Origin of the sequence: Nonomuraea rhizosphaerae (assembly GCF_019396405.1) — a bacterium.
GTDB lineage: Bacteria > Actinomycetota > Actinomycetes > Streptosporangiales > Streptosporangiaceae > Nonomuraea > Nonomuraea rhizosphaerae.
The window spans coordinates 1-23,117 of record NZ_JAHKRL010000192.1; the positions used below are offsets into that span (position 1 = coordinate 1).

At 72.5% G+C, this 23,117-nt stretch carries 16 protein-coding genes; 5 read left to right on the forward strand and 11 right to left on the reverse strand.

What is annotated here, in order from left to right; translation table 11 throughout:
* The 3 genes from KME77_RS09375 to KME77_RS09385 all read right to left on the reverse strand — a co-directional run.
* Positions 1-643: acyltransferase domain-containing protein (locus KME77_RS09375; protein WP_219464051.1), on the reverse strand; the 643-nt coding region annotated here is incomplete at its 3' end.
* 50 nt (positions 644-693) lie between these two features.
* The gene (locus tag KME77_RS09380) at positions 694-2,949 is read right to left on the reverse strand and encodes a CehA/McbA family metallohydrolase (RefSeq protein ID WP_219464072.1); all 2,256 of its coding nucleotides are present in this window, start codon (positions 2,947-2,949) and stop codon (positions 694-696) included.
* 305 nt (positions 2,950-3,254) lie between these two features.
* Complete coding sequence (locus KME77_RS09385) at positions 3,255-3,746, reverse strand: GbsR/MarR family transcriptional regulator (RefSeq protein ID WP_219464074.1); 492 nt, start codon at positions 3,744-3,746, stop codon at positions 3,255-3,257.
* 119 nt (positions 3,747-3,865) lie between these two features.
* Here KME77_RS09385 and KME77_RS09390 point away from each other — a divergent pair, with 119 nt between their 5' ends.
* A complete protein-coding gene (locus KME77_RS09390; protein ID WP_219464084.1) occupies positions 3,866-5,575 on the forward strand; it encodes a CocE/NonD family hydrolase in 1,710 nt (569 codons plus the stop codon).
* Positions 5,576-5,634: 59 nt separating this feature from the next.
* Here KME77_RS09390 and KME77_RS09395 read toward each other — a convergent pair whose 3' ends face one another.
* Complete coding sequence (locus KME77_RS09395; protein WP_219464097.1) at positions 5,635-6,210, reverse strand: dihydrofolate reductase family protein; 576 nt, start codon at positions 6,208-6,210, stop codon at positions 5,635-5,637.
* 621 nt (positions 6,211-6,831) lie between these two features.
* The gene (gene meaB, locus KME77_RS09400; RefSeq protein ID WP_219464099.1) at positions 6,832-7,791 is read right to left on the reverse strand and encodes a methylmalonyl Co-A mutase-associated GTPase MeaB; all 960 of its coding nucleotides are present in this window, start codon (positions 7,789-7,791) and stop codon (positions 6,832-6,834) included.
* Positions 7,792-7,897: 106 nt separating this feature from the next.
* On the opposite strand from meaB, the gene KME77_RS09405 reads away from it, so the two are divergent.
* Positions 7,898-9,361 carry a serine/threonine-protein kinase gene (locus KME77_RS09405; RefSeq protein WP_219464101.1) on the forward strand — a complete coding sequence of 488 codons (1,464 nt, stop codon included), beginning with the start codon at positions 7,898-7,900 and terminating at the stop codon, positions 9,359-9,361.
* A gap of 93 nt (positions 9,362-9,454) precedes the next feature.
* Here the strand turns inward: KME77_RS09405 and scpA are convergent, their stop codons facing one another.
* From scpA to KME77_RS09430, 5 genes are all read right to left on the reverse strand, one after another.
* Positions 9,455-11,641, reverse strand: a complete 2,187-nt coding sequence (scpA, locus tag KME77_RS09410; RefSeq protein WP_219464109.1) for a methylmalonyl-CoA mutase — start codon at positions 11,639-11,641, stop codon at positions 9,455-9,457.
* Complete coding sequence (locus KME77_RS09415; protein WP_219464112.1) at positions 11,638-13,395, reverse strand: methylmalonyl-CoA mutase subunit beta; 1,758 nt, start codon at positions 13,393-13,395, stop codon at positions 11,638-11,640. The genes scpA and KME77_RS09415 overlap by 4 nt, the downstream gene beginning before the upstream one ends.
* A 120-nt stretch (positions 13,396-13,515) precedes the next feature.
* Positions 13,516-14,295 (reverse strand): peptidoglycan recognition protein family protein, encoded by a 780-nt coding sequence (locus tag KME77_RS30240; protein ID WP_219464115.1) that lies wholly within the window; start codon positions 14,293-14,295, stop codon positions 13,516-13,518.
* Positions 14,296-14,377: 82 nt separating this feature from the next.
* A complete protein-coding gene (mtnA, locus tag KME77_RS09425; protein WP_219464117.1) occupies positions 14,378-15,397 on the reverse strand; it encodes an S-methyl-5-thioribose-1-phosphate isomerase in 1,020 nt (339 codons plus the stop codon).
* A 215-nt stretch (positions 15,398-15,612) separates the two neighbouring features.
* Entirely contained in the window at positions 15,613-17,478 is a 1,866-nt protein-coding gene (locus KME77_RS09430) for a CASTOR/POLLUX-related putative ion channel (RefSeq protein WP_219464126.1), read from the reverse strand.
* A gap of 95 nt (positions 17,479-17,573) precedes the next feature.
* Here KME77_RS09430 and KME77_RS09435 point away from each other — a divergent pair, with 95 nt between their 5' ends.
* Together KME77_RS09435 and KME77_RS09440 are read left to right on the forward strand one after the other, a co-directional pair.
* Positions 17,574-19,160, forward strand: a complete 1,587-nt coding sequence (locus tag KME77_RS09435; protein ID WP_219464138.1) for a serine/threonine-protein kinase — start codon at positions 17,574-17,576, stop codon at positions 19,158-19,160.
* An 83-nt stretch (positions 19,161-19,243) separates the two neighbouring features.
* The gene (locus KME77_RS09440; protein ID WP_219464140.1) at positions 19,244-20,353 is read left to right on the forward strand and encodes a DUF5925 domain-containing protein; all 1,110 of its coding nucleotides are present in this window, start codon (positions 19,244-19,246) and stop codon (positions 20,351-20,353) included.
* Between the two features lie 116 nt (positions 20,354-20,469).
* On the opposite strand, the gene KME77_RS09445 is transcribed toward KME77_RS09440, so the two are convergent.
* A complete protein-coding gene (locus tag KME77_RS09445) occupies positions 20,470-21,873 on the reverse strand; it encodes an SWIM zinc finger family protein (protein ID WP_219464147.1) in 1,404 nt (467 codons plus the stop codon).
* A gap of 90 nt (positions 21,874-21,963) precedes the next feature.
* Between KME77_RS09445 and KME77_RS09450 the strand changes: the two genes are divergently transcribed.
* Positions 21,964-23,007, forward strand: a complete 1,044-nt coding sequence (locus tag KME77_RS09450) for a C39 family peptidase (RefSeq protein WP_308250631.1) — start codon at positions 21,964-21,966, stop codon at positions 23,005-23,007.
* Positions 23,008-23,117 lie beyond the last annotated feature (110 nt).

Below are 23,117 nucleotides of genomic sequence, written 5' to 3' on the forward strand. Positions count from 1 at the left end.
CCCGCCCGAACGACGCCCCGCACGCGGCGGGCGTCATCGGTCCCTTGAAGTCGGGGATGTGCACGCCGAGCGCCGGATCCCCCGGCCCGGCGGGCAGCCCGGCCGCGCGGACGCCGGCCCCGGTCCTGCCGCCCAGCCGGGTCCGCTCGAACTGCAGCCTGCCCAGGTCGTACAGCAGGCCGCGCGCGTGCAGCATGAACCAGCGCGGATGGTTCACGCCGGGCGTGCCGTGCCGCTTGCGGTGAATGGCCATGCTCCGGCCGAGGTCGGCGAACGTGACGCGGGACACCTCCTCGGGCACCCCGCGCGAACGGTGGTAGGCCCGCGTGTGCGGCAGCGCGGCGACGAACACGTGCGCGTAGAAGAACGGCCCGAGCGCGGGCAGCTCGGGGAAGGACGGCGGCGCGACGTCGAGGCGTCCCATGGACGACACCAGCGAGCGCACGCACCGCTCGGCCAGCCACCACAGCGGGGAGCCCGGCCGCGGCAGCGCGGAGATGACGCCGCCGACGTCCTCGTGCGGGACGGCCAGCCCGACCAGCTCGTCCGCCAGGTCCTCGGGGAAGGCGATGTCCATGCCGCCCTCGGACTCCAGGTGGGCGAGCCAGTCGGGGTGCTCACGCAGCAGGTTCTTGATGTCCATGAGGCTTTCAGCCTAGAGGGCCGTCGGTCTGGACCGGCCGCTCCGGGTGTTCAGCCGAGCCGGGACTGGTAGACCGTCCTCGCCTGCCGCAGCAGCGCCTGGTGGTCGGCGAGCTGGTCGCGGTTGGCCAGCCTGGCGTGCTGCTTGATCAGCTCCTCCAGCAGGTCGATCCAGTCGAGGCACCACCGGATGTCGGCCGGCCTGGCCACCCGCCGGCCGGCGACGTCGATGTGGACGGGGCTGGTCATGGCGTACCCCGTGTCGGTGAGCGTGCGCGGGTGCGGGGCGCACAGGGCCTCGGCGACCACGTACGTGGGCTGCCCCACCTCGATCTGGACCGTCACGCTCAGCGCCTCCTCCTCCGCCCGCGCCTGGACGTCGGCGGCCGGGCCGACGACACGCACGTCACCGGCCCCCGCGCCGGCCCACCGCTCGTCGCCCCAGCGCTCGACCGGGCGCCGCTCGCCGCCCCAACGTTCGACCGAGCGCTGTTCGCCGCCCCATCGTTCGCCGGCCGGAAGGCGTTCGGCCCCTGCTCGCACGCCGTCGGCCGTCCGTACGCGGACCGAGGTGACCTCGGGGCCGACGGCGGTGGCGGTGACCGTCAGGCGGTCACCCGGACACGCGCTGATCACAGCGCCGGGCCCATGGCCCTCGACCGACAGCTCCAGCCACGGCCCGGTGGTGGCGAACGTCCGGCAGGCGCGCACCGCCTCCGTGAACGTCGCCGCGCTCAGCCGGCCCTCCACCCGCGCGTACACACGGCCCCAGCCAGGCGGGTTCGACTGGTTGTCCGCGCGGGTGAAGGAGATCATGGAGTCGGTGCCCGCGGTGACCGCCAGGCGGTTGCCCGCCCCGATCAGCCTGCGGTACACGGCGGCGGTGCTGGCGATCGAGGCGTGGTTGATCACGTCGAGGCTGTCGACCAGCCCGAGCGCGGCGTCCGCGACCAGTTCCCTGGCCGAGCAGTTGCGCGGCACGGGCCAGACGACCCGGTCGGGCGGATCGCCGTCGCCGATCGGGTCGTGGTACGGATGGCTGTAGCCGAGCAGCGCCCCCAGCACGCGCAGCTCACGCAGCCCCTCGGCGTTGGGCGGCCAGTCGGCGTCACCCTCGAACCCGGTGTGGAACCGGTCCGGCGGCGCCAGCGGCCCGAACGCGTACACGTGCCCGAGCAGGTCGTTGCGGTACTCCACGCCCATCATGGCCAGGTGCGTCGCGTCGGACCACGGCAGGTCCGCGCCGGCCCACTCGCCGAGCGCCTCACGGTCGTAGACGCGGGCGCCGGAGACGTTCCCGGCGACCAGGTTCAGGACGTGCAGGTCCTCGCCGTGCTGCGCCTTCGCCGCGTCGTCCGGTCGCCCGACGACGTCACCGGCCCAGTTGAGGTGCACGTGCATGTCGCCGCCGTACCAGCCGAGCGCCGCCGCGTCGTAGATCCGGCGCGGCGTCAGCTCCACCAGCCGCTCCTCCCCCACCTGCGGCTTGACCTCGACGGTGGACTCGCCGTACTCCATCCCCCTGGTCACCGTCACCGTCAGCGGCTCCGCCGGGACCGGCAGCACGACGTCGTCACCGTGGAAGTACGGGCGGCCGTGGAAGTCGTGGCGACGCTCGGCCCCGGCGGGGAACCAGCCCTGCCCGTCGGCGTCGACGACACTCCACCGGCACGGGAACCCGGTCCGCACCCGCAGCGCCGCTGCCGCCGCCGTCCTGGTCAGGCCGCCCAGGTGGACCGGGATGCCGTCCACCGTGACGGTGCTGTCCGCGTCGATGTCAGTCAGCCACGCGCCTCTGGGGGCGACGACGTGCTCGGCGCCGTCCACCGCGAGGGTGCAGGTGGCGTCCCATCGCGAGTCCACCAGCATCGTGAACCGCTCCTCCTTGACGGGGAGCGCGGTCTCGGTTTCGGAGCGGGCCATCGCCGGGAACCGTTCCTCCTGACGGTCGAGGACGGCGCGTGGCACGCAGTCCACCACCGGGCCGCTGCCGGTCAGCCGCAGCGCCACCAGGTGCGCGGGCACCTCCCCGCCGAGCGCGTCACGCAGCAGCACGTCGTAGTCCGGCTCCGCCAGCCGCGTGAGGAGCAGGTCCAGCGGCTCACCGGGGTGACTCCTGGCCAGCTTGCGCCGGGCCAGCTCCCAGAACCGCCTCTTCAGCGCGGGCGGCAATACTCTGCGCCTGGCGAACCACTTGACGTACGAGATCTCCGGCTCCCCCCACGTGATGCCGTGCTCATCGAGCAGTTGCCCGTACTCCTCCAGCGCCCCCGTGACCGCTCCGGGCAGCGTCGTTTCCTGACCCATGTGCCCCCTCCCCACGTTCATCTGCCGCGTCATGGTGACATGGGTCACGTCACCGATCGATCACGGCTCGTGTGAGTGGATGGTGAAATTTCACTCGGCGAAGAAAAAATCTCAACCCGAGGCCCACTCACCAAAACCCCGCCCGCGACCGGCCCTTGCGCCACCACGCCCGACATATGACGGATCTGCGGAACATGGCGGGTTCGCGGAACATGACGGATCGGCGCAACGTGACGGATTCTCGGAACACGGCGGATCCGCGCAACAGGGCGGATTCGCGGATCGCGCCGGGAAGCGGTGCGGTGTCAGGCCCGGCGCGCGGTTCGCCGGGTCCGCTGCTCCGCCTTGCGCTCGTGCCAGCGGCGCATCATCGCCTGGGTCTCGTCCCTGAGGAAGTGGATGAGGTCGAGGGTCTCGTTCAGCCGGTCGGCCGCCGGTGAGTCGCCGAGGATGGCGATGCCCTCCCTCAGGTCGGCCTCGCCCCTTTCGAGGAACGGGTTCGCGGTGACCGTGGCCTCGTACCAGGAGCCGTCGACGACGTAGGCGTGCCGGCGGGTCCCCGGATCCCGCTCGACGCGGATGAGCCGGAGGTGGACCAGGTAGCGGACGGCGCCCGAGACCCCGCCCGAGCTGGCGCGCAGCTTCTCGGCGAGTTCGGCGGCGGTCAGGCGCCCGGTCTCGCTGACCAGCAGGGTCGCGAACACCCGGGCGGCCAGACGCGGGAAGCCCGCGTCGGTGAGAGTGGAGGCGAACCGCTCGACGAAGGCGCCGACCTCGCCGGCCTTGTCCTCGCGCACAGAACTCCCCTCGGCCATGTCGCCACGACCCTACTCCTGTAGCATGAAGTTTCAGTAATCGCTGAAAGTTCATGCTACATCGATGGCCGAGCACGTCTTGTCGCAGGTGGAGGACGAGGATGAACCAGCGAGCCAAGGAACGGACCCTCTGGCGGCGACTCGCCGACCAGCAGTGGTCGAAGTACGTCCGGCTGCCCGCTCCGGCGAACAGCTACACCGTGACCCGCGACGTACGGATCCCGATGAAGGACGGCGTCGAGCTGCTCGCCGACGTCCTCGAACCGAAGGGGCCGGTGTCGGGAACGATCCTCGTCACCTCGCCGTACGGCTACAACGTGCTGGGCACGGCGATGACGGGCGGCGTGTTCGCCTGCCGTGGCTACCGGACCGTTCTCGTGCGGTGCCGGGGGACGTTCGGGTCAGGGGGAACCTTCGACCCGTTCATGCAGGAGGCCGGCGACGCGGCCGGCATCGTCGCCTGGATGCGCGAGCAGCCGTGGTTCGACGGGCGCTTCGCCACGCACGGCTACTCCTATCTCGGCTTCACCCAGTGGGCGATGCTGATGGACCCGCCGCCGGAGCTGGTGACCGCCGTCATCGCGTGCACGCCGTACAACTTCGGCGCGTTCGTGCACGACGGCGGGGCGTTCATGCTCAGCACGCTGTTCGAATGGTCTTTTGTCACCACCAAGCAGGAGAAGCCCCTTCCGCTACGCATCGCCGCGATTCTCTCCTCCCGGAGCCGCGTCCGCGAAGCCCTGGCGGCCCTGCCGCTGACCGGCACCTCCTCCTCAACCTCCTCCGCCGCCGAGAAGCTGCTGGACGGGAAAGCGCCCTGGTACCGCGAATGGGCCAGCCGGCGGAATCTCGACGACCCGTGGTGGAAGCGCGCCGACCTGACCGACGCGCTGGAACGGGTGCGCGTCCCCGTGCTGCTGCAGGGCGGGTGGCAGGACGGCTTCCTCCGTCAGACGCTGACGGGGTACGCGCGGCTGGCCGAGCGTGGCCTCGACGCCGCGCTCACCGTCGGGCCGTGGACGCACGCTGAGGGCGGGGCGGCAGGCACCCGCGTCCTGATCCCCGAAGCCCTGGCCTGGTTCGACAAGCACTTGGCCGGAGCCGGTGAGCACCTGGCCGGATCAGGCGGCCGGCGTCGTGCCACGCCGGTCAAGGTGTTCGTCAGCGGCCCCGGCGAGGGATGGCGCGATCTTCCCGCCTGGCCGCCGGCGGCGGATGAGCGGATCCTCCACCCCCGCCCCGGCGGGCTCCTGTCCGCGCAACCGGCCCAGCCGGGCGAGGTCAGCGAGTTCACCTACGACCCGGCGAACCCGACCCCCACCTACGGCGGCGCCTTCGTCACCCAGATCTCCCCGGGAATGACCGCCGGCTACACCGACGACAGCGCGCTCGCCTCCCGTTCCGACGTGCTGACCTTCACCTCGGACCCGTTGACCGCACGACTTGAGGTCATCGGCACCCCCGTCGTGGAAGTGGGCCACAGCTCCGACAACCCCCACGCCGACCTGTTCGTCCGCCTCTCGGAGGTCGACACCACCGGCCGCTCACGCAACATCAGCGACGGCTTCACCCGGCTCGCCCCTTCGTCATCCCCGGGCGTGGTCCGGCTGGAGCTCGACGCCGTCGCCCACTGCTTCGCGCCCGGCAACCGGATCCGGCTGATCATCGCCGGCGGGTCGCATCCCCGCTGGGAGCGCAACCTGGGAACGGACGACGACCCGGCCACCTCGACCAGGATGCGACCGTCACACCGGACGATCGACCTGTCGGCCACACGGGTCGTCATACCGGTCACCCCCCGCACCCCATGACGGGCTCTTCATGATCGCGGGTGTGACCGGGACCTGAGTCCGCCGCCCTCCAGCGCCGATCAACCGTGCCGGGTCGGCCGATAGGTCAGCACCTGCGTGTGGCGGTCGAAGGTACGGGCCTCGATCAGTTCGAGGTCGAAGTCGTCGGCACCGTCGAAGATCCGGTCCACGCCGGTCCTCCCGGAGATCACCGGGAAGACCGTCACCTCGATGGCGTCGATCAGGCCGGCGTTCAACAGCGTCCGGTTGAGCCGCAGGCTGCCGTGGGAGCGCAGCGGCACGTCGGATTCGGCCTTGAGGCGCGTGACCACCTCGACAGGATCGCCGGACTCGATGGTCGTGCCCGGCCACTCCAGCGGCTCGGTCAGCCGGCTGGAGAGCACCGTGACCGGGGAGCCGAACATGCGCGTGATCCACTCGTCGAACAGGCCGCGGTCGAAGCCTGGCTCAAGGAACGGCGCGTTCGAGGAGTAGGTCGTGGCCCCGAGCACCATGCGCAGCGGGTCGCGGTAGGCAGCGGCGCGATGGGCGAGGAATTCGGGGCCCTGCTTACCCCAGTAGCCGCCCCAGTCGCCGCTGTGGTTGGCGAAGCCGTCGAGCGTGGAGAAGATGTCGAAGGTGTAGGTGGCGGTCATGGTTCTCTCCTTACGGGAAGGTGGTCGCGGCGCGCCTCGCGGCGGCCTCACCCCTGCTACGAACACCTCCACCCCGATCCGACACGCCTGCGAGATTTTTCTGAGAACTCTCCGGGCTCATCCGTGAACTGATCGCTTCAGCACCAGGGTCGTGAACGCCGGCCCGGCTGTTTCGACGATCTCGTGAGCCATCAGCCTCCCGCCTGCGGCGCATCACTCACGCCCAGTTCACCGCGCCGATCTGCGGCCACTGGAGCATCAAGCCATATGCCACATTCGCACCATCGCCTACTGCAAAGATGCCTCCCCACCAGCACTGCCTCCGGACTGGCACCGGCATCGCAACTGGCACTGGCATCGCATCCGCGTCGTCGTCGGCCTGCGTAACCTGGCTGCCGGCTTGGCCCGCTGCTCGGCTGGGCCAACGTCACCGTCCGCCACTATCGCGGTCCCGCCGACGGCCTTCGGCCACTTGGCCTCGCATGATGAGAACGTCTTGGCCTGGGTTGACCCGGCTACCTGCTCGACAAAGCCGCTACGGCCGCACCGTTGCGGCAGCGTGGGCGGGCGACAGCCCGCCGGGGAAGGCGTTCGAGCGGCAGCGAGATCCTTTGCCTGGTGTCAGGGGCGTTTGAAGGCGGACAGCAGGCGGTCCGCCGCCAGGGCCGGGGTGAGTGTTCCCGCCAGCACGTCCCGCTCCACCTCCCCCGCGATCGCCGCCACCTCCGGCGCGTTCCGCAGCTCGCTCAGCAGCCGGTCCCGCACCAGGGTCCACGTCCACTGCACCTGCTGGCGGCGGCGTTTGCCGGACAGGTCGAGGGAGCTCTGGTGGGTGAGCACCTGCGCCCACAGCTCGTCGAGCCCGTCGCCGGTCAGGCCGCTGCACGTCAGGACGGGCGGCGGGGTGGTGTCGGAGCGGAGCATGCGCAGGGCGCCGGCCAGTTCGCGGGCCGCCTTGCGGGCCGGGGTCGAGTGCTCGCCGTCGGCCTTGTTGACGGCGATGACGTCGGCCAGCTCCAGGACGCCCTTCTTGATCCCCTGCAGCTGGTCACCGGTACGCGCCAGGCTGAGGAGCAGGAACGTGTCCACCATGTCGGCCACGGCCGTCTCCGACTGTCCCACGCCCACGGTCTCGACGAGGACGACGTCGAACCCGCCCGCCTCCACCACGACCATGGCCTCGCGGGTGGCCTTGGTGACGCCGCCGAGCGTGCCGGAGGTGGGCGAGGGCCGGATGTAGGCGGCGGGGTCGATGGAGAGCCGGGCCATGCGGGTCTTGTCGCCCAGGATGCTGCCGCCCGTACGGGTGGAGGACGGGTCCACGGCCAGGACGGCGACCTTGTGCCCCTGGCCGGTCAGCATGGTGCCCAGGGCGTCGATGAAGGTGGACTTGCCCACGCCGGGCACGCCGGAGATGCCGACGCGCCTGGCCCGGCCGGACAGGGGGGTGAGCTCGACCAGCAGTCTCTGGGCGAGTGCGGCGTGGTCGGCCCTGGTCGACTCGACGAGGGTGATCGCGCGGGCGATCCACGCGCGCGAGCCGTCCCGGACACCGGTGGCGTAGTCCTCCAAGGAACGCACCCAGGTCCCCTTTCTTACGCTTGGTCAGCCTTACTCCGACAAAATCTGACTTATGGGCTAAGGTGCTGGGGATCTATTCTCAGCCGTCACAGGAGTCACTCCTCTCATGCCCAACGTCGAGCCTCTGCGTCCGGGTGATCCGGCGGCGGTGGGACCCTACCGGCTCGTCGGACGGCTGGGCGCGGGTGGTCAAGGGGTCGTGTACCTCGCTCAGGCCCGCAACGGGGCGCCGGTGGCCATCAAGGTGCTGCGCGAGGACATGGCGGGCGACGACCGGTTCGCCAGGGAGCTGGCCGCGGCGCGGCGGGTGGAGCCGTTCTGCATCGCCCAGGTGCTCGACGCCTCGCTGAGCGGACGGCCGTACATCGTCACCGAGTACGTGGACGGCCCCTCGCTCCAGCAGGCCGGCCGGCATCGCGGAGCGGAGCTGCAACGGCTGGCGGTCGCGACGGCGACGGCGCTGGCGGCCATCCACCAGGCGGGGGTCGTGCACCGCGACTTCACCCCCTCGAACGTCCTGCTCGGCCGCGACGGCCCCCGCGTCATCGACTTCGGCATAGCCCGCGCGCTGGCCACCGGGGTGACCTCGACGAGCAGCGTCGTCGGCACGCCCGCGTACATGGCGCCCGAGCAGCTCGCCGGGCAGGCGGTGGGGGCTCAGGCGGACGTGTTCGCGTGGGCGTCGGTGATCGTGTACGCGGCGTCGGGGATGCCGCCGTTCGGCGACGACTCGCTGCCGGCGGTGATCAACCGGATCGTGCACAGCGAGCCACAGGTGGGCGCCCTGCCGGAGCCGCTGCGTTCGGTGGTGCTGAGCTGCCTGGCCAAGGATCCGGCGCGGCGGCCGACGATGCAGGAGGTGCTGCTGCGCCTGCTCGGCCCGGGCCCGGCCGCGCCGCCACGGGAGCAGGGCCGACAGCAGGAGCAGAACCGAGAGCCGGAGCAGGGACGAGGGCGGGAGCAGGCGCAGGGCGGTCCCGTCGTCGAGCGGAGCTCCCTCGCCGGTAACGGCAGGACCGCCGGGCTGGGCATGAAGAAGAACCGGCCGCAGCGGACCGGCAGGACCGTCGCCATCGCGGCCGTGTCCGGGGTGTCGGTGCTGGCGCTGGCCGCGACGATCGTGTGGCTGACACCCTCGTCGCCGCGGTCCAGGACGCAGAACCTGGCGGGCCTGTCCACGGACGCCCCTTCCACCCCGGCCGCCGGGCAGCCCACGGCGAACGCCTCCGCCGCCCCCACCGCCTCGGCCGCCGCCGCCTGGCTCCGGCTCCGGTACGTACGGGCCGGCGGCGCGCGGCAGGGGAGCTGCTACGCGGGCGGCGAGGCGACGCTGACCGGGCTGGTGCAGCGGCAGGGCAGGCCGTTGAAGATCGAGTTCTCGTGGGTGATCGACGGCGTGACCGTGCTGCGCTCGACGGCGATCATCCCCCAGGACGGCAAGCTGTACCTGACCTCGCCGCGCAACATCAAGGGCAACGGGACCTCGCACACAGCCTCCCTGCGGATCACCTCGCCCGTGGCGAGGGAGCGCAGCGTCTCCGTCACGCTCTGCCCGCTCACCACGAACTGAGCCGCCACGAACTGAGCCGCCACGAATCGGGCGGCCATCGGACCGAGCCATCACGACCTGAGCCGCCACTACCTGAGCCGGACGCTTCGGCGGTCAGTGGCCGAGCCGCTCCTTGAGGTCGGCCAGCAGGTCCAGGGCCGCGTCGGCGATCACCGTTCCCGGCGGGAAGATCGCGGCGGCGCCGGCCGCGCGCAACTCGTCGAAGTCGCCCGGCGGGACGACGCCGCCGACCACGATCATCACCTCGTCCGCGCCCAGCTCGGCCAGGGCGTGACGCAGCGCGGGCACGAGCGTCAGGTGCCCGGCCGCCAGCGACGACACGCCGACGATGTGCACGTCCGCCTCGACGGCCTGCCGCGCGACCTCCTCCGGCGTCTGGAACAGCGGGCCGACGTCCACGTCGAACCCCAGGTCCGCGAACGCCGTGGCGATCACCTTCTGGCCGCGGTCGTGGCCGTCCTGCCCCATCTTGGCCACCAGGATGCGGGGGCGGCGGCCCTCGGCACGCTCGAAGTCGGCGCACGCCTGACGTACGCGTTCGATGTTGACGGCCGGTCCCGCCTCGTCGCGGTACACGCCCGAAATGGTACGGACCTGCGAGGCGTGCCGGCCGAAGACGCGCTCCAGCGCGTCGGAGATCTCGCCCACGGTGGCCTTGGCGCGGGCGGCGTCCACGGCGAGCTTGAGCAGGTTGTGCTCGAGGCCGGGCTGGGGGTTGTCGGCGGCCTTGGTGAGGGCGTCGAGGGCGCGGCCGACGGCGTCGTCGTCGCGTTCGGCCCTGAGCCGGCGCAGCTTGTCGAGCTGCTGGACACGTACGGCGCTGTTGTCGACCTTGAGCACCTCGATGGGCTCCTCGGCGTCGGCCCGGTACTTGTTGACGCCGATGACGGGCTGGCGGCCGGAGTCGATGCGGGCCTGGGCGCGGGCCGCGGCCTCCTCGATACGCAGCTTGGGCAGCCCCGCCTCGATGGCGCGGGCCATGCCGCCGGCCTGCTCGACCTCCTCGATGTGCGCCCAGGCGCGTTCGGCGAGATCGTGGGTGAGGCGTTCGACGTAGTAGGAGCCGCCCCACGGGTCGATGACCTGCGTGGTGCCGGACTCCTGCTGCAGCAGGAGCTGGGTGTTGCGGGCGATGCGGGCGGAGAAGTCGGTGGGCAGGGCGAGCGCCTCGTCCAGGGCGTTGGTGTGCAGGGACTGCGTGTGGCCCTGGGTGGCGGCCATGGCCTCGACGCAGGTGCGGGCCACGTTGTTGAACGGGTCCTGGGCGGTCAGCGACCAGCCCGAGGTCTGGGAGTGCGTACGCAGGCTCAGCGACTTCGGGTTCTTGGCGTTGAACCCGGCGACGAGGCGGGCCCAGAGCAGGCGGGCGGCGCGGAGCTTGGCGACCTCCATGAAGAAGTTCATGCCGATGCACCAGAAGAACGACAGCCGCGGCGCGAACTTGTCGATGTCCATCCCGGCGGCCACGCCCGCGCGCAGGTACTCGACGCCGTCGGCCAGGGTGTAGGCCAGCTCCAGGTCGCAGGTCGCCCCGGCCTCCTGGATGTGGTAGCCGGAGATGCTGATGGAGTTGAACTTCGGCATCTTCTCGCTGGTGTAGGCGAAGATGTCGGAGATGATGCGCATCGAGGGGGCGGGCGGGTAGATGTAGGTGTTGCGGACCATGAACTCCTTGAGGATGTCGTTCTGGATGGTCCCCTGGAGCTGCTCGGGCGCGACGCCCTGCTCCTCGGCCGCCACGATGTAGAGGGCGAGGATGGGCAGGACGGCGCCGTTCATGGTCATCGACACCGACATCCGGTCGAGCGGGATGCCGTCGAACAACTGCCGCATGTCGTAGATCGAGTCGATCGCCACCCCGGCCATGCCGACGTCGCCGGCGACCCTCGGGTGGTCGGAGTCGTAGCCCCGGTGCGTGGCCAGGTCGAACGCCACCGACAGGCCCTTCTGCCCGGCGGCCAGGTTGCGCCGGTAGAAGGCGTTGGAGTCCTCGGCCGTGGAGAAGCCCGCGTACTGGCGGATCGTCCAGGGCTGGTTGACGTACATGGTGGCGTACGGGCCGCGCAGGTACGGGGCCGCGCCCGGGTAGGTCCGCAGGAAGTCGAGGTCCTGGACGTCGCCGGCGGTGTAGAGCGGCTTGACACCGATCCCCTCGGGCGTCTCCAGGACCTCGCCGATCTCCTCGGGCGTCTCCCGGCTCTCACCGCTCACCGGGGTGTCCTCGCCGGTCACCGGACTGCTCCCGCCGGTCAGCGGGATGCCGGAGAAGTCCGGGATCATCGCGTCACCTCCAGGTCGTCGAACGTCGTACGGAGCACCGCGAGCGCGTCGCACCCGGCGTACAGGCGCTCGTCCACGCCCTCGTAGGCTCCCTTCCCCGCCAGCCACACTCTTCTCGCGCCCGCCCGTCTCAGCGCGGCGGCGACGGCCTCGGCGTGCTCGGCGTACAGGCGGTCGCTGGAGCACAGGCAGGCCACGGTGGCGCCGCTGACGGCGAAGGCGGTGGCGATCTGCTCGGGGTCGGTGCCCGGCCCGGCGGTCTCGGTGGCCAGGCCGCCGGCCTGGAACAGGTTCGCGGCGAAGGCGGCCCTGGCCGTGTGCGCGGCGACGGGGCCGATCGTGGCCAGGAAGACGGCGGGCCGCTCGGGCTGCGCGTCGGCGAGGTCGCGCAGCGCCTCGAACTCCTGCGCGTACCGGATCGCCGGCAGTCGCTCGTCCCCGGCGCCCTGGAGCGGGAGGGGGCGGCGGCGCAGCGGCTTCTCGCCGAGGTCGGGGAACTCGCTCACCCCGGTGATCGGGAAGCGGCGGTGCGCGATGTCGCCGGCCCTGCGCTCCCTGGTGGCCGCGATCCGCTCGGCGACCAGCGCGGACGCCGCCGTGACGCCGCCGGCCGCCTCGATCTCCTGGAACCACGCCCAGGCCCGCTCGGCCAGGTCGGCGGTGCGGCGCTCGACGTACCAGGAGCCCGCGGCGGGGTCGGCGACCCGGCCCGCGCCGGCCTCCTCCAGCAGCAGCACCTGCGTGTTGCGGGCCAGCCGCCGCGAGAACGCGTCCGGCAGCCCCAGGGCCGCGTCGAACGGCCGCACCGTCACCGCGTCCGCGCCCCCGACCCCGGCGGCGAAGCAGGCGATGGTGGTGCGCAGGAGGTTCACCCAGGGGTCGCGGGCGGTCATCATGGCCGCGCTGGTCACCGCGTGCTGCCGCTGCGTGGCGTCCGGCGCGCCGCACACCTCGGCGACCCGCGCCCAGAGCCGGCGCGCGGCGCGCAGCTTGGTGATGGTGGCGAACTGGTCGGCCGTGGCGGCGTACCGGAACTCCAGCTGCCCGAACGCCTCCTCCACCGTCAGCCCGGCCTCGGTGAGCGCGCGCAGGTGCTCGACGCCCAGGGCGAGTGAGCAGCCCAGCTCGTCGGCGTCGCTGCCGCCGGCGTCGTGGTAGGGGGTGGCGTCCAGCATGACGGCCCGCATCCCCGGCGCTCCGCCAGGGGCCCCGGGGGCGGCGGGCTCGTCGCGGGCGCACCGGGCCGCCAGGGCGGCCGTCACGTCGCGGCCCGCCGTGGCGATCGAGGCGCCCAGGTTGCCCAGGGGCGCGACGCCGCGCTCGGCGGCCAGCCGGAACAGGACCTCGGCGGCCTCCCCGGCCTGGGCGCCCGCTTCGAGGACGACCGGCGCGAGGTCGAGGTAGACCTCCCGCAGCACGTCGGCCAGCCGCTCCACCGGGATCGCCGCGTCGCCGACGACCAGCCAGAGGGAGGTGACGCCGTGCTCCAGGTCGGCCAGCACCGCCTCGGGGTCGGCCTCGGCGTGGCGCTGGCGCACGTCCCAGCCGGTGTGCCGATCACGCGCCCGGGGGGCGGGGCCGAAGGGCAGGTCGCCGGCGTCGTACAGCGGCGCGAGCCGCACCCCGTCGTAGGTGAGGGTGGCCAGCGCCTCCTCGGGCGAGGCGGCCTCGACGCCGGACTTCCGCAGGACCTGGAGCGCCAGAGACCGCCATTCGTCCCGGGTGGTGGCGGGAAAACCCGCTGCCAGATGCATGTCTCGGATAGTAAGCGGTACCCGCGAAGGCCAGTAACCCCGACCCCGCCCCTAACACCCCGCCCCACGCCGAGCCGCCTCCACCCTGCCGCCGCCGGCACGCCGGGCGGCCGGGGCGGGTCAGGAGGGCGGGGCCTCCCAGGCCAGGCGCCAGGTGACCGCGCCGACGATGCCGTCGTCGTCGACGCCCTGCTCGCGCTGGAAGCGGCGGCACACGTCACGCGAGTCGCTCCCGTACGCGCCGTCCACCTCGATGTCCCAGCCGCGCTTCTTCATCTGCTGCTGCCAGGTGCGCACGTCGTCCCCCCGCATCACCGGCGGGTACTTCAGCAGCCGCCCGGGGAACGGCGGCGTGCCCGGCTCCGGCTGCCCGGGACCGTCGCCGCCGGTGCCGGGCCGGGGCGCGCCGCGCTTGACCCACGCGTACAGCGGCTCGCCGGGGCAGTCGGTGGAGTAGCCGTCGCGGTGGCCCTTGATCTCGTTGCCCGCGCCGCCGTTCTGGCGGACGTACTCGATGGCGTCGAGGATGGCGTGCAGCACGCCGTCGGGCGGCTGCACCAGCCCGGCGTTGCCGACCAGGCCCAGGACGGCGTAGTGGCCCGCGTTCAGGCCGGCGCCGTTGGCGGCGGGCAGGTGGTGCAGCCCGCGCCCCTCGAACACCTTCCGGTGCGGGCACGCCACGAAGGAGTAGCCGATGTCCATCCAGCCGTTGCCGTCCATGTGGTAGCCCTGGATGGACTTGACCAGCGACACGCAGCCGGCGTGGTTGCCGACGATGCCCGGATCGACCTGCCCGCCGGTGTAGTGGACCTTCACCCCTTTGGTGGAGCCGAGCTGTGTGTAGCCGCCGCGCGGCGCGCGGGCGCCCCAATCGCGCCGTATCACGAGGTCGATCGCCACCATGTGCTCCAAAACGAAGAAACCAGGACCACCGAGCGTAACGTCAAGTGTGCGGACGGATCCTACGATTGGCGCTTTTTAGTTAGGTGGGCCTGATCACACGCTTGTCGGTGATGATCGCGGTGATCAGGTCGTGCGGGGTCACGTCGAACGCCGGGTTCAGGGCCTGGGTGCCCTCCGGCGCGACCCGGGTTCCCCTGATGGCGACGATCTCGCCGGGCCCTCTGTCCTCGATCTCGATGTGCTCGCCCGACGGCGTGGCCTGGTCGATCGTGGTCTCGGGCGCGACCACCAGGAACGGCACCCCGGCCCGCCGCGCCCCGAGCGCCAGCGCGTACGAGCCGATCTTGTTGGCGGTGTCGCCGTTGGCGGCGATGCGGTCGGCGCCGATGAGCACCGCGTCGACGCCGCCCCTGGACAGCAGGTACGGTCCGGCGGAGTCGGCGACGAGCCGGTGCGCGGCGCCCATCCTGGCCAGCTCCCAGGTGGTGAGCCTGGCGCCCTGGAGCAGCGGGCGGGTCTCCAGGGCGAGCACCTCGGCGAGGCCGCCGCGCTCGTGCAGGGTCTGGACGACGCCCAGCGCGGTGCCGCGCTCGACGGCGGCCAGTCCGCCGGTGTTGCACACCGTCATGATCCGCAGCGGCCGCGGGCCGGCTTCGCGCTGGAGCAGGTCGGCGCCGCGCTCGCCCATGGCCACGCAGGCGGCTATGTCGTCGTCGCGGACGCGCAGGGCCGCCCTGAGCACCGCCTCGGGGCCGCCGGGCAGGCAGGCGGCGGCCTGGTCGACGCCCCACGCGAGGTTGACGGCCGTGGGACGGGCGGCCCGCAGGCGCTGGATGTCAGCGATCCGAGCCTCGGCCTCGCGGGTTCCGGAGGCGGGTGGGCCGCCGGCGCCGCTGCCGGGGGCGGGGGCTCTGGCGGCGATCAGGGCGACGCCCAGCGCGCCCGCCACGCCGAGCGCGGGCGCGCCGCGCACGGCCAGGCGCTGGATGGCGTCGATGAGCGTGTCGACGTCGTCGATGCGCAGCACGACGCACTCGTCCGGCAGCCGGGTCTGGTCGATCAGCTCGATCGCGCCCTCTGCCCAGTCAATCGTCCTCACCCGCCCACCGTACGTTCTGCCCCGGTGCGGGGCCCTCCGGACGTCACGCTCAGGCGTACGCGGCCGGCGGCTTTTCGCTTCTGTACGGCAAGCCGCCCCCACCCCACCCGCCGCACCTGGCCGGGCTCTGTCCAGGGAGACGGCCGCTGAGCCGTGTGCGCCGTCCCGCCGTTACGACCCGGGCAGAGCCGTCTCAGCGCGATCCCGGTCCCGGTTCAGCTCTCGGCCAGCACGATGACCGCGTCCCTGCTGTTCAGCACGACGGGCTGGGACTTCGGCGGGTTGAGGACGATGCCGTAGTGCGGCGGGATGTTGATCGCCCCGGCGTCGCGGTAGCCGATGGCCGTCTCGCCCCGCCGGCGGGCCGCCTCGATGACGGTGGAGAACGTCACCGGCCTGCCGGAGGCGACGTAGCCGCCGGCCGGGCGCGGGTAGATCTCCGAGCCGCGGGAGTCGAAGAGGTAGCCGAACACGTCCGCCAGGTGCCGGTTCTCGGCGAGCTGGGCCAGCAGCAGGCCGATGACGGTGTCGCTGATGACGATGTCGTCGGCCTCGGTGACCTCGGCCAGGGCGCGGTTGCTCTCGTCGTGCATCTCGCTGACGATCGAGTACCGCTCGCCGAGGGCGCTCTGCATGTCGCGCAGCTGCAGCAGCGTCATGAGGGTGCGGGTGTCGGCGTGCTGGGGGCTGAACCGGTCGTCCGACAGGACGATGACGTGCTGGAACAGGCCGACGCCGAGCGATTCGAGCGCGTACCGGTCGGTGGTGTCGCAGTCCTTGACGTTCATGGTGAGGTTGACCAGGCCGGTGAGCCCCGTGCCGGCCTTGGGGTGGTCGGCGGCGATCTCCAGGACGGAGCCGGGGGCGACGTAGGCGTCGAGGTAGCGGACGATCTGCTCGGCGCGGCCGTTCCAGTTGAGCAGCAGGGTGCGCTCGGTCTCGCGCGGCGGCGGGCCGACGGCGGCGATGGCGGCGGTGTCCACGGCGGGCCGGGAAGGGGCCAGGTGGATGGCGGAGTCGTCGTGGGCGATGACGATGAGCTGGTCGTCGTGCTCGACGCCGGTGTCCATGGGCGGGTTGAGTACGACGCCGGTGGGCCGGCGCAGGCCGATGACGGTGGCGCTCTCGTAGGCGTCCAGCGTGTCCCCGTAGGTGCGGCCGGCCAGTTCCTCGCCGGGGCGCAGGTAGATCTCGCCGCCGTCGAAGTTCAGCAGGTCCATGCAGACGACGGACATGCCGGACTGGCGCGAGGACTGGACGATGAGCCGCGCGGCGGTGTCGTCGGAGTCGACCAGGTGGACGTCCCTGCCTCCGGCGAGGCGGGCGGCGGCGATGTTGCGGCTGGCGGCGATGGCGGCGACCACCGGCGGGCGGGTGCCGGGGCGCTTGGCCAGCGCCAGCAGGATCTTGATGACGTGCGCGTCGGGGTCGTCGCCCTCGGGTGACAGGACGACGACCGAGCGGGCGGCGGCCAGGTTCATCAGGGCGAGGTCGCGGGTCTCCGTGGGCCGCCCGGTGCGGCAGACCAGGCGGGTCCTGCCCAGGTCGCCGAGGCGCTCGCGCAGGTCCTCCTCCATGGCGAGCTTGTCGCGTTCGGCGAGGACGGCGATCACCGATCCGGGCTGGCTGGCGTGTGCCTTGACCAGCTCGGCGACGATCGTGAACACCTGGTCCGACCAGCCGAGCACCACCGTGTGCCCCGACTCCACGATGCGCGAGCGCCCCCGGCGCAGCCGGTCCACCTTCTGCTTGAGCCCGTTCGACAGCAGGCCGACCAGCATGCTGACGACGAAGATGCCGCCGAGCGACCCGGCGAACATCACCGTCATGTACGCGATCGACCCCTTGTCGCTGGCGACCTTGCTCGGCGTCAGCGCGTGCATGAGCGCGATCCACAGCACCTGCCCCGCGCCGCCCACCCCCTCCGGCTCGGACGGCGCCAGCCAGAGCGTCAGCCCGGCGACCACCACGATGAGGGCGACCGACACCACCGCCAGCCACCCGACCAGTGATGCCGTCCCCTTCGACATGGTGTTGTCGAACCAGTACCGCGCACGCTCGCGGAAAGTCACCCTCGCCACCCCGTACCCCTTTTGCGCAGAAAGGTGATTTCGCTCAGCGCACCAAGGTACCGGGCGATCTGTGTGGATGCATGGCTGCGGGTAACGTATCCGCCATGGCGACCCCCCTGAGCCCGGACGATCCCGCGTCGCTGGGCGCCTACCGGCTGGCCGGGCGGCTCGGCGAGGGCGGCCAGGGCGTCGTCTACCTGGCGCACGACCGCGACGGGCAGCCGGTCGCGATCAAGTTGCTCAGCACCGGCGACCAGGAGACCCGCACGCGCCTGGCCCGCGAACTGGACGCGCTGGAGAGCATCGCCTCCTTCTGCACGGCCCGCGTGCTCGACGTCTCCACCGGCGGGCAGCGCCCGTACGTGGTGAGCGAGTTCGTGGAGGGCCTGTCGCTGCTGGACCGGGTGAAGGAGCGCGGCCCGCTGCGCGGCGGCGACCTGGAGCGCCTCGCCGTCGGCACCGCGACCGCCCTGGCCGCCATCCACGCGGCGGGCATCGTGCACCGCGACTTCAAGCCGGCGAACGTGCTGCTCGGCCCCGACGGACCCCGGGTGGTGGACTTCGGCATCGCCAGGGCGGAGGGCGCGGCGACGATGACCTCCGGGCTGATCGGGACGCCCGCGTACCTGTCGCCGGAGCAGATCGGCGGCTCGCCCGCCTCGCCGGCGTCGGACGTGTTCGCGTGGGCGGCGACGATGGTGTTCGCGGCGACGGGACGCAGCCCGTTCGGGGCCGACACGGTGCCGGCGGTGCTGCACCGGGTGCTCCAGGCGAACCCCGACCTGTCGGCGCTGCCGCCCCGGCTGCAGGGGATGCTGGGGGCGTGCCTGTCGAAGGATCCCGGTTTCCGGCCTTCGGCGAAGGAGCTGATGGTCCTCCTGGTGAACCCCACGTCCGCGCCGTTCCCCGGCGCCCCCGGAGGAGGCTTTCCGGGCGGCGTCCCCGGAGGAGGCTTTCCGGGCGGCGTCCCCGGAGGAACGACGGGGGTCGCGACGGGGGGCTCGGCGGGGGTCTCGACGGGGTTCGGTGGCGCGGAGCGTACGGGGCCGCAGGCGTCCGCGGTCACCACGGGCGTGCCCCGGCGGCGCGGCTCGCGAGGGCTGCTGCTCGGCCTGGTGGCCGTCGTGGTGGCGCTGGCCGCGGCCGGAGGCGCGATCTACTGGGTCAACCGCGCCCCGGCCACCACGAACTCGGCCTCCACCGCGCCACGGGACACCGAAACCGAGCGGAGCACCGGGCAGAGCACCGACAAGGCCGATGACAGGGCCAGCGACAAGGCCACCGACGACGCCTCTGATCAGCCCACCGACGAGTCCAGTGAGCAGGCCACCCAGAAGACGGACTCCGCGGGCGGCCTGAAGATCCCCGCCGCGTTCGCCGGCACGTGGTCCGGCCACACCCAGTCGACCCTGCCCTCCGACACCGACGGCGCCACCAACACGGTCGAGCTGCGGACCGGCCGCTCCACGGGCCGCTGGACGGAGAAGGACACCAACGCGAGCTGCACCGGCAGCGTCACCCTCACCAAGGTGAGCGCGAACCAGCTCACCTTCTCCCTTCAGCCCGACTCCATCGACTGCGTCGCGGGCACGGTGTGGCTCACGCTCAAGGGCGGCAAGCTCGTCTACCTGTGGCGCGACACGCCCGGCCTGAACATGGCCCGTCAGACCGGCGAGCTCGGCAAAAGCTGAGAAATATCCGGGGCGCCAGGTATACCTCCGTAATTGCGCAAATCCCGTCGACAGACCCGCCTCCGGACCGGATCATTAGAGTTATGTCTGTGATTAAGGAGGTGCCGTTCCCCAGCCCGGACTCCCCTGAGCTCCCGATGAACATCTGGATCGACGACGCCGACTCCGCCATCGACGTCATCGACGCGCTGGCGCTGTCGCCGTTCGCGACCGGCGTGCAGCCCTGGTCCCGTCTGGCGAACCTCGAACGGGTGCGTCCCGATGCCGCCCTGCGCCCGGAGCACGGCAGCGTCATCCGCACCGCGCAGGTGCAGGACGGCTCCGAGTCGCGTCTGATCTGCGGCGACGGCTGGACCCTGCGGGTGATCCGGCACCGCAACCGCACCGCGACCGTCAGCGTCACGGCCGTCAGCGAGGAGCTGGCGCGCTCGGTGCTGAAGGAGAGCGTCGAGGGCGCCGAGGAGCCGGAGCCGGACACCGACCACGTCGAGATGGGCTTCTGGTGGCGCGGCACGCACGGCGGCACCCGTTCCGAGAAGCCGATCACCGCCCCGCCGTGGGAGGAGATCAACGGCAACTACTCCGCCCGGGTGCGCCGCTCCCTGGACGGCCTGATGGCGGTCACGGCCGCCGACGTGAGCGGCCGGTTGATCCTGCTGCACGGCCCGCCCGGCACCGGCAAGACGACGCTGCTGCGCTCGCTGGCCAAGCAGTGGCAGGACTGGTGCCAGGTCGACTGCGTGCTCGACCCGGAGCGCCTGTTCAACGAGCCCGGCTACCTCATGGAGGTGGCGGTCGGCTACGACACCGACGAGGACAAGCAGCGCTGGCGGCTGCTGGTGCTGGAGGACTGCGACGAGCTGATCAGCTCCTCCGCCAAGGCCCAGGCGGGGCAGGGCCTGTCGCGGCTGCTGAACCTCACCGACGGCCTGCTCGGCCAGGGCCGCGACGTGCTGGTGGCGATCACCACGAACGAGGACCTGACCCGCCTGCACCCCGCCGTGGTGCGGCCGGGCCGCTGCCTGGCGCAGGTCGAGATCGGCCCGCTCACCAGGGACGAGGCGATCCGCTGGCTCGGCTCGTCCGACGGCGTCGGCCCGTCGGGGGCGACGCTGGCGGAGCTGTACGCGGTGCGCTCGGGCCGCGCGATCCCCCCGCCCGCGTCCGGCGAGTCGACGGGCCTCTACCTGTGACCCGCCCGGCACCCCGAAGGCACCTGATCCGGGCACCTCGGCCAGCCGCCTGACCCTGCCGCCTGATTCGGGCGCCTGATCCGGCCGCCTGATTCGGGCGCCTCGACCAGGACGTCTCAGCCGGACACCTCAGCCGGCGTGGCGGCCGTGCCCGCGCGCTCGCGGGCGGCGATCCGGGCGGCGATCCGGGCGGCGATCCGGGCGGCGAGCACATGCTTGCACGGCCCGCGCGACCCGGCGTGGTCGAACCACCACGGGCACGTGCACGACCCCGCCTCCAGGCGCACCCGCCGCACGCCCCCGTCGGTCGTCACCTCGGCCGTCTCGCCCTCCAGGCGGACCGCCCCGGCGGCGACCAGGGCGCGGGCCGAGGTGAGCCGCGGGTTGAGCTCGGCCACCTGCTCCTTGTCGTAGGGCAGCTCGCGGTGGAAGTGGGACGCCTCGTGCAGGTCGTACCCGACGCGCCCGGCGGTGCCGAGCTGGGTGAGGGCGGCGCGCACCCGCGACGGCGGCAGGCCGGAGCGGTCGGCCAGCAGCCCGATCTCGACGGACGGCTCGAAGTTGAGCAGCATGCCGACCAGGTCGGCGTCACCGGCGACCTCGTCGGTGGACAGGTCGTCGAGCACCGCGCCCTCGCCGGAGAAGCCGCGCCACGGCTCGGGCGAGATCGCCAGGGTGTAGCGCATGCCGGGCAGCTCCAGCTCCCACGCGCTGGCCTGACCAGCCGCCTGCCCCGCGCCCTGCCCCGCCCCCTGTCCGGCGGCCGGGCCGTACACGCGCAGCGCCTTGACGAACCTGAGCAGCGGCATCAGCGTCGTGATCCGCCCGGCCCCCGACAGGCAGACGGCGCCGGGGGCGGGGCCGGCGCTCACCCGCAGGTCGTTGCCGCGCGGCGCCACCCAGACGGTCCTGCCCGCCCCGCGCGGCAGCGACCGCAGGAAGCGCACCACCTGCGGCCCGCGCAGCTCGGCGCGCAGGTCGAAGCCGACGGCGATCACCTGCACCTCGGCGAAGCCGCGCAGCCAGCGCGAGGGCAGCGGCACCTTCTTCTCCACGACCGCGCCGTCGAGCGTGGTCACGGCCAGCTCGTCGGGACCGACGCCCAGGTGGAGCGGGTCGCGCCCGCCGATCCTGGCCAGCGCCTCACGCAGCGGGCCGTTGACGTCGACGTTGGTGGTGCCGCGGTCGAGCACGTCGCCGTCGAGGGCGAGCACGTCGAGGCGGGCGTAGACGCCGCCGCAGGCGGAGAACGACTCGAACCTGAGCCGGTCGCCGTCGCAGGTGACCACCGGGTCGCGGGTCCAGCCGGGGCGCGGCTGGTGGTAGCGGGCCAGGGCCACGTCGGCCACGGCGAGCAGGCCCGCGGCGGCGGGGGCGGCCTCGGTGAGCAGCCCGCTGAAGAACCGCGGGTGGGTCCGCGGCCCGGATAACGCGGTGCCGCCGGAGGTCGAGAGACCGAGCCTGCCGTCGGTGAGCGTGGAGGGTCCGGCGTAGGAGTACGCCTGCACTGCCTGAGTCATGCCTGGAACCCTAGGGATCACCACCGACACAATCGGCGGTACGTAAACCTTCCGATGCGGGAACACCCGCCACCAGCGAGAATAGGGCCGGTGCTCACCGTGGACCTGGCGCGCGTCGCCTTCGCCCGCCTCGCCATGCCCACCGCCCCGCTGACCTCCTGGACCAGCCCCGAACAGCCGATCGGCTTCCCGGCGACCCAGCTCGTCCCCTCATGGACGGCGATCACCCCGCCGGGCACGTGGATCGAGGTGGAGCTGCAGGTCAGGCCGGCATCGGGTGAGCCGTCCAAGTGGTACGTGATGGGCCGCTGGGCCGAGCACGGCGAGATGCGCACCTCGGTCCCCGGCCAGGGCGACGAGGACGGCGACGTGGCCGTGGACACGTTCGTGGCGCGGCGGCCGGTCACCGCCTACCGGGTCAGGGTGAGCGCGCACGGCGCGGGCGCCCGCGTGACCGGCCTGAGCGTGATGGCCTCGGCGCTCCCCCAGGGCCCGCCGCTGCCGAGCCCGCCCGGCGCGGGCGGCGCCGTCGAGCTGGCGGTCCCCTGCCACTCCCAGTACACGCACACCGGCCACCATCCCGAGCTGGACGGCGGCGGCGCGAACTGGTGCGGGCCCGCGGCCGTCGCGATGGTGATCGCCTTCTGGGGGCTCGGGCCGGCCCCCGAGCAGCTCGGCTGGGTGACGGCCGGCGACCCGAGCCCGTGGGTGGACCACGCGGCGCGCGGCACGTACGACAGCAGTTACCAGGGCACCGGCAACTGGCCGTTCAACGTGGCGTACGCGGGCACCTTCGGGCTGGCCGGGTTCGTGACCAGGATGCGGTCGGCCGCCGAGCTGGAGGCGTTCGTCCGGGCGGGCGTCCCGGTGATCGTGTCGCTGTCGTTCAAGGCGCACGAGCTGCCGGGCTCCGGTTACTCGACGGGCGGTCACATCATGGTCGTCGCCGGCTTCACCGCCGCGGGCGACGTGATCGTCAACGACCCGGCCGCGCCGGGCGACGCCGACGTGCGCAGGGTCTATCCGCGTGCCGCGTTCGAGAACGTGTGGCTCAGGAGCTCGGGCAGCGGCGGCATCACGTACGTCCTCCATCCGCCTGACCATCCCCTCCCTCCCTCTAACGGCAATTGGTGAAATATGAGTATTCGTCCGATTGATGTGGCCCGCACCGACGGCGGCCCCCAGTGGGTGGAGGCCGTCGCCACCCCCGACGGCGTGGAGGTGTGGTGGGACGAGCCGCGCCC

Coding starts and splice junctions, on each gene's coding strand:
- KME77_RS09380 (WP_219464072.1), bottom strand. CDS start 2,949: ATGGGTCAGGAAACGACGCTGCCCGGAGCGGTCACGGGGGCGCTGGAG.
- KME77_RS09390 (WP_219464084.1), top strand. CDS start 3,866: ATGAACCAGCGAGCCAAGGAACGGACCCTCTGGCGGCGACTCGCCGAC.
- KME77_RS09395 (WP_219464097.1), bottom strand. CDS start 6,210: ATGACCGCCACCTACACCTTCGACATCTTCTCCACGCTCGACGGCTTC.
- KME77_RS09405 (WP_219464101.1), top strand. CDS start 7,898: ATGCCCAACGTCGAGCCTCTGCGTCCGGGTGATCCGGCGGCGGTGGGA.
- scpA (WP_219464109.1), bottom strand. CDS start 11,641: ATGATCCCGGACTTCTCCGGCATCCCGCTGACCGGCGGGAGCAGTCCG.
- KME77_RS09415 (WP_219464112.1), bottom strand. CDS start 13,395: ATGCATCTGGCAGCGGGTTTTCCCGCCACCACCCGGGACGAATGGCGG.
- KME77_RS09435 (WP_219464138.1), top strand. CDS start 17,574: ATGGCGACCCCCCTGAGCCCGGACGATCCCGCGTCGCTGGGCGCCTAC.
- KME77_RS09440 (WP_219464140.1), top strand. CDS start 19,244: ATGTCTGTGATTAAGGAGGTGCCGTTCCCCAGCCCGGACTCCCCTGAG.
- KME77_RS09445 (WP_219464147.1), bottom strand. CDS start 21,873: ATGACTCAGGCAGTGCAGGCGTACTCCTACGCCGGACCCTCCACGCTC.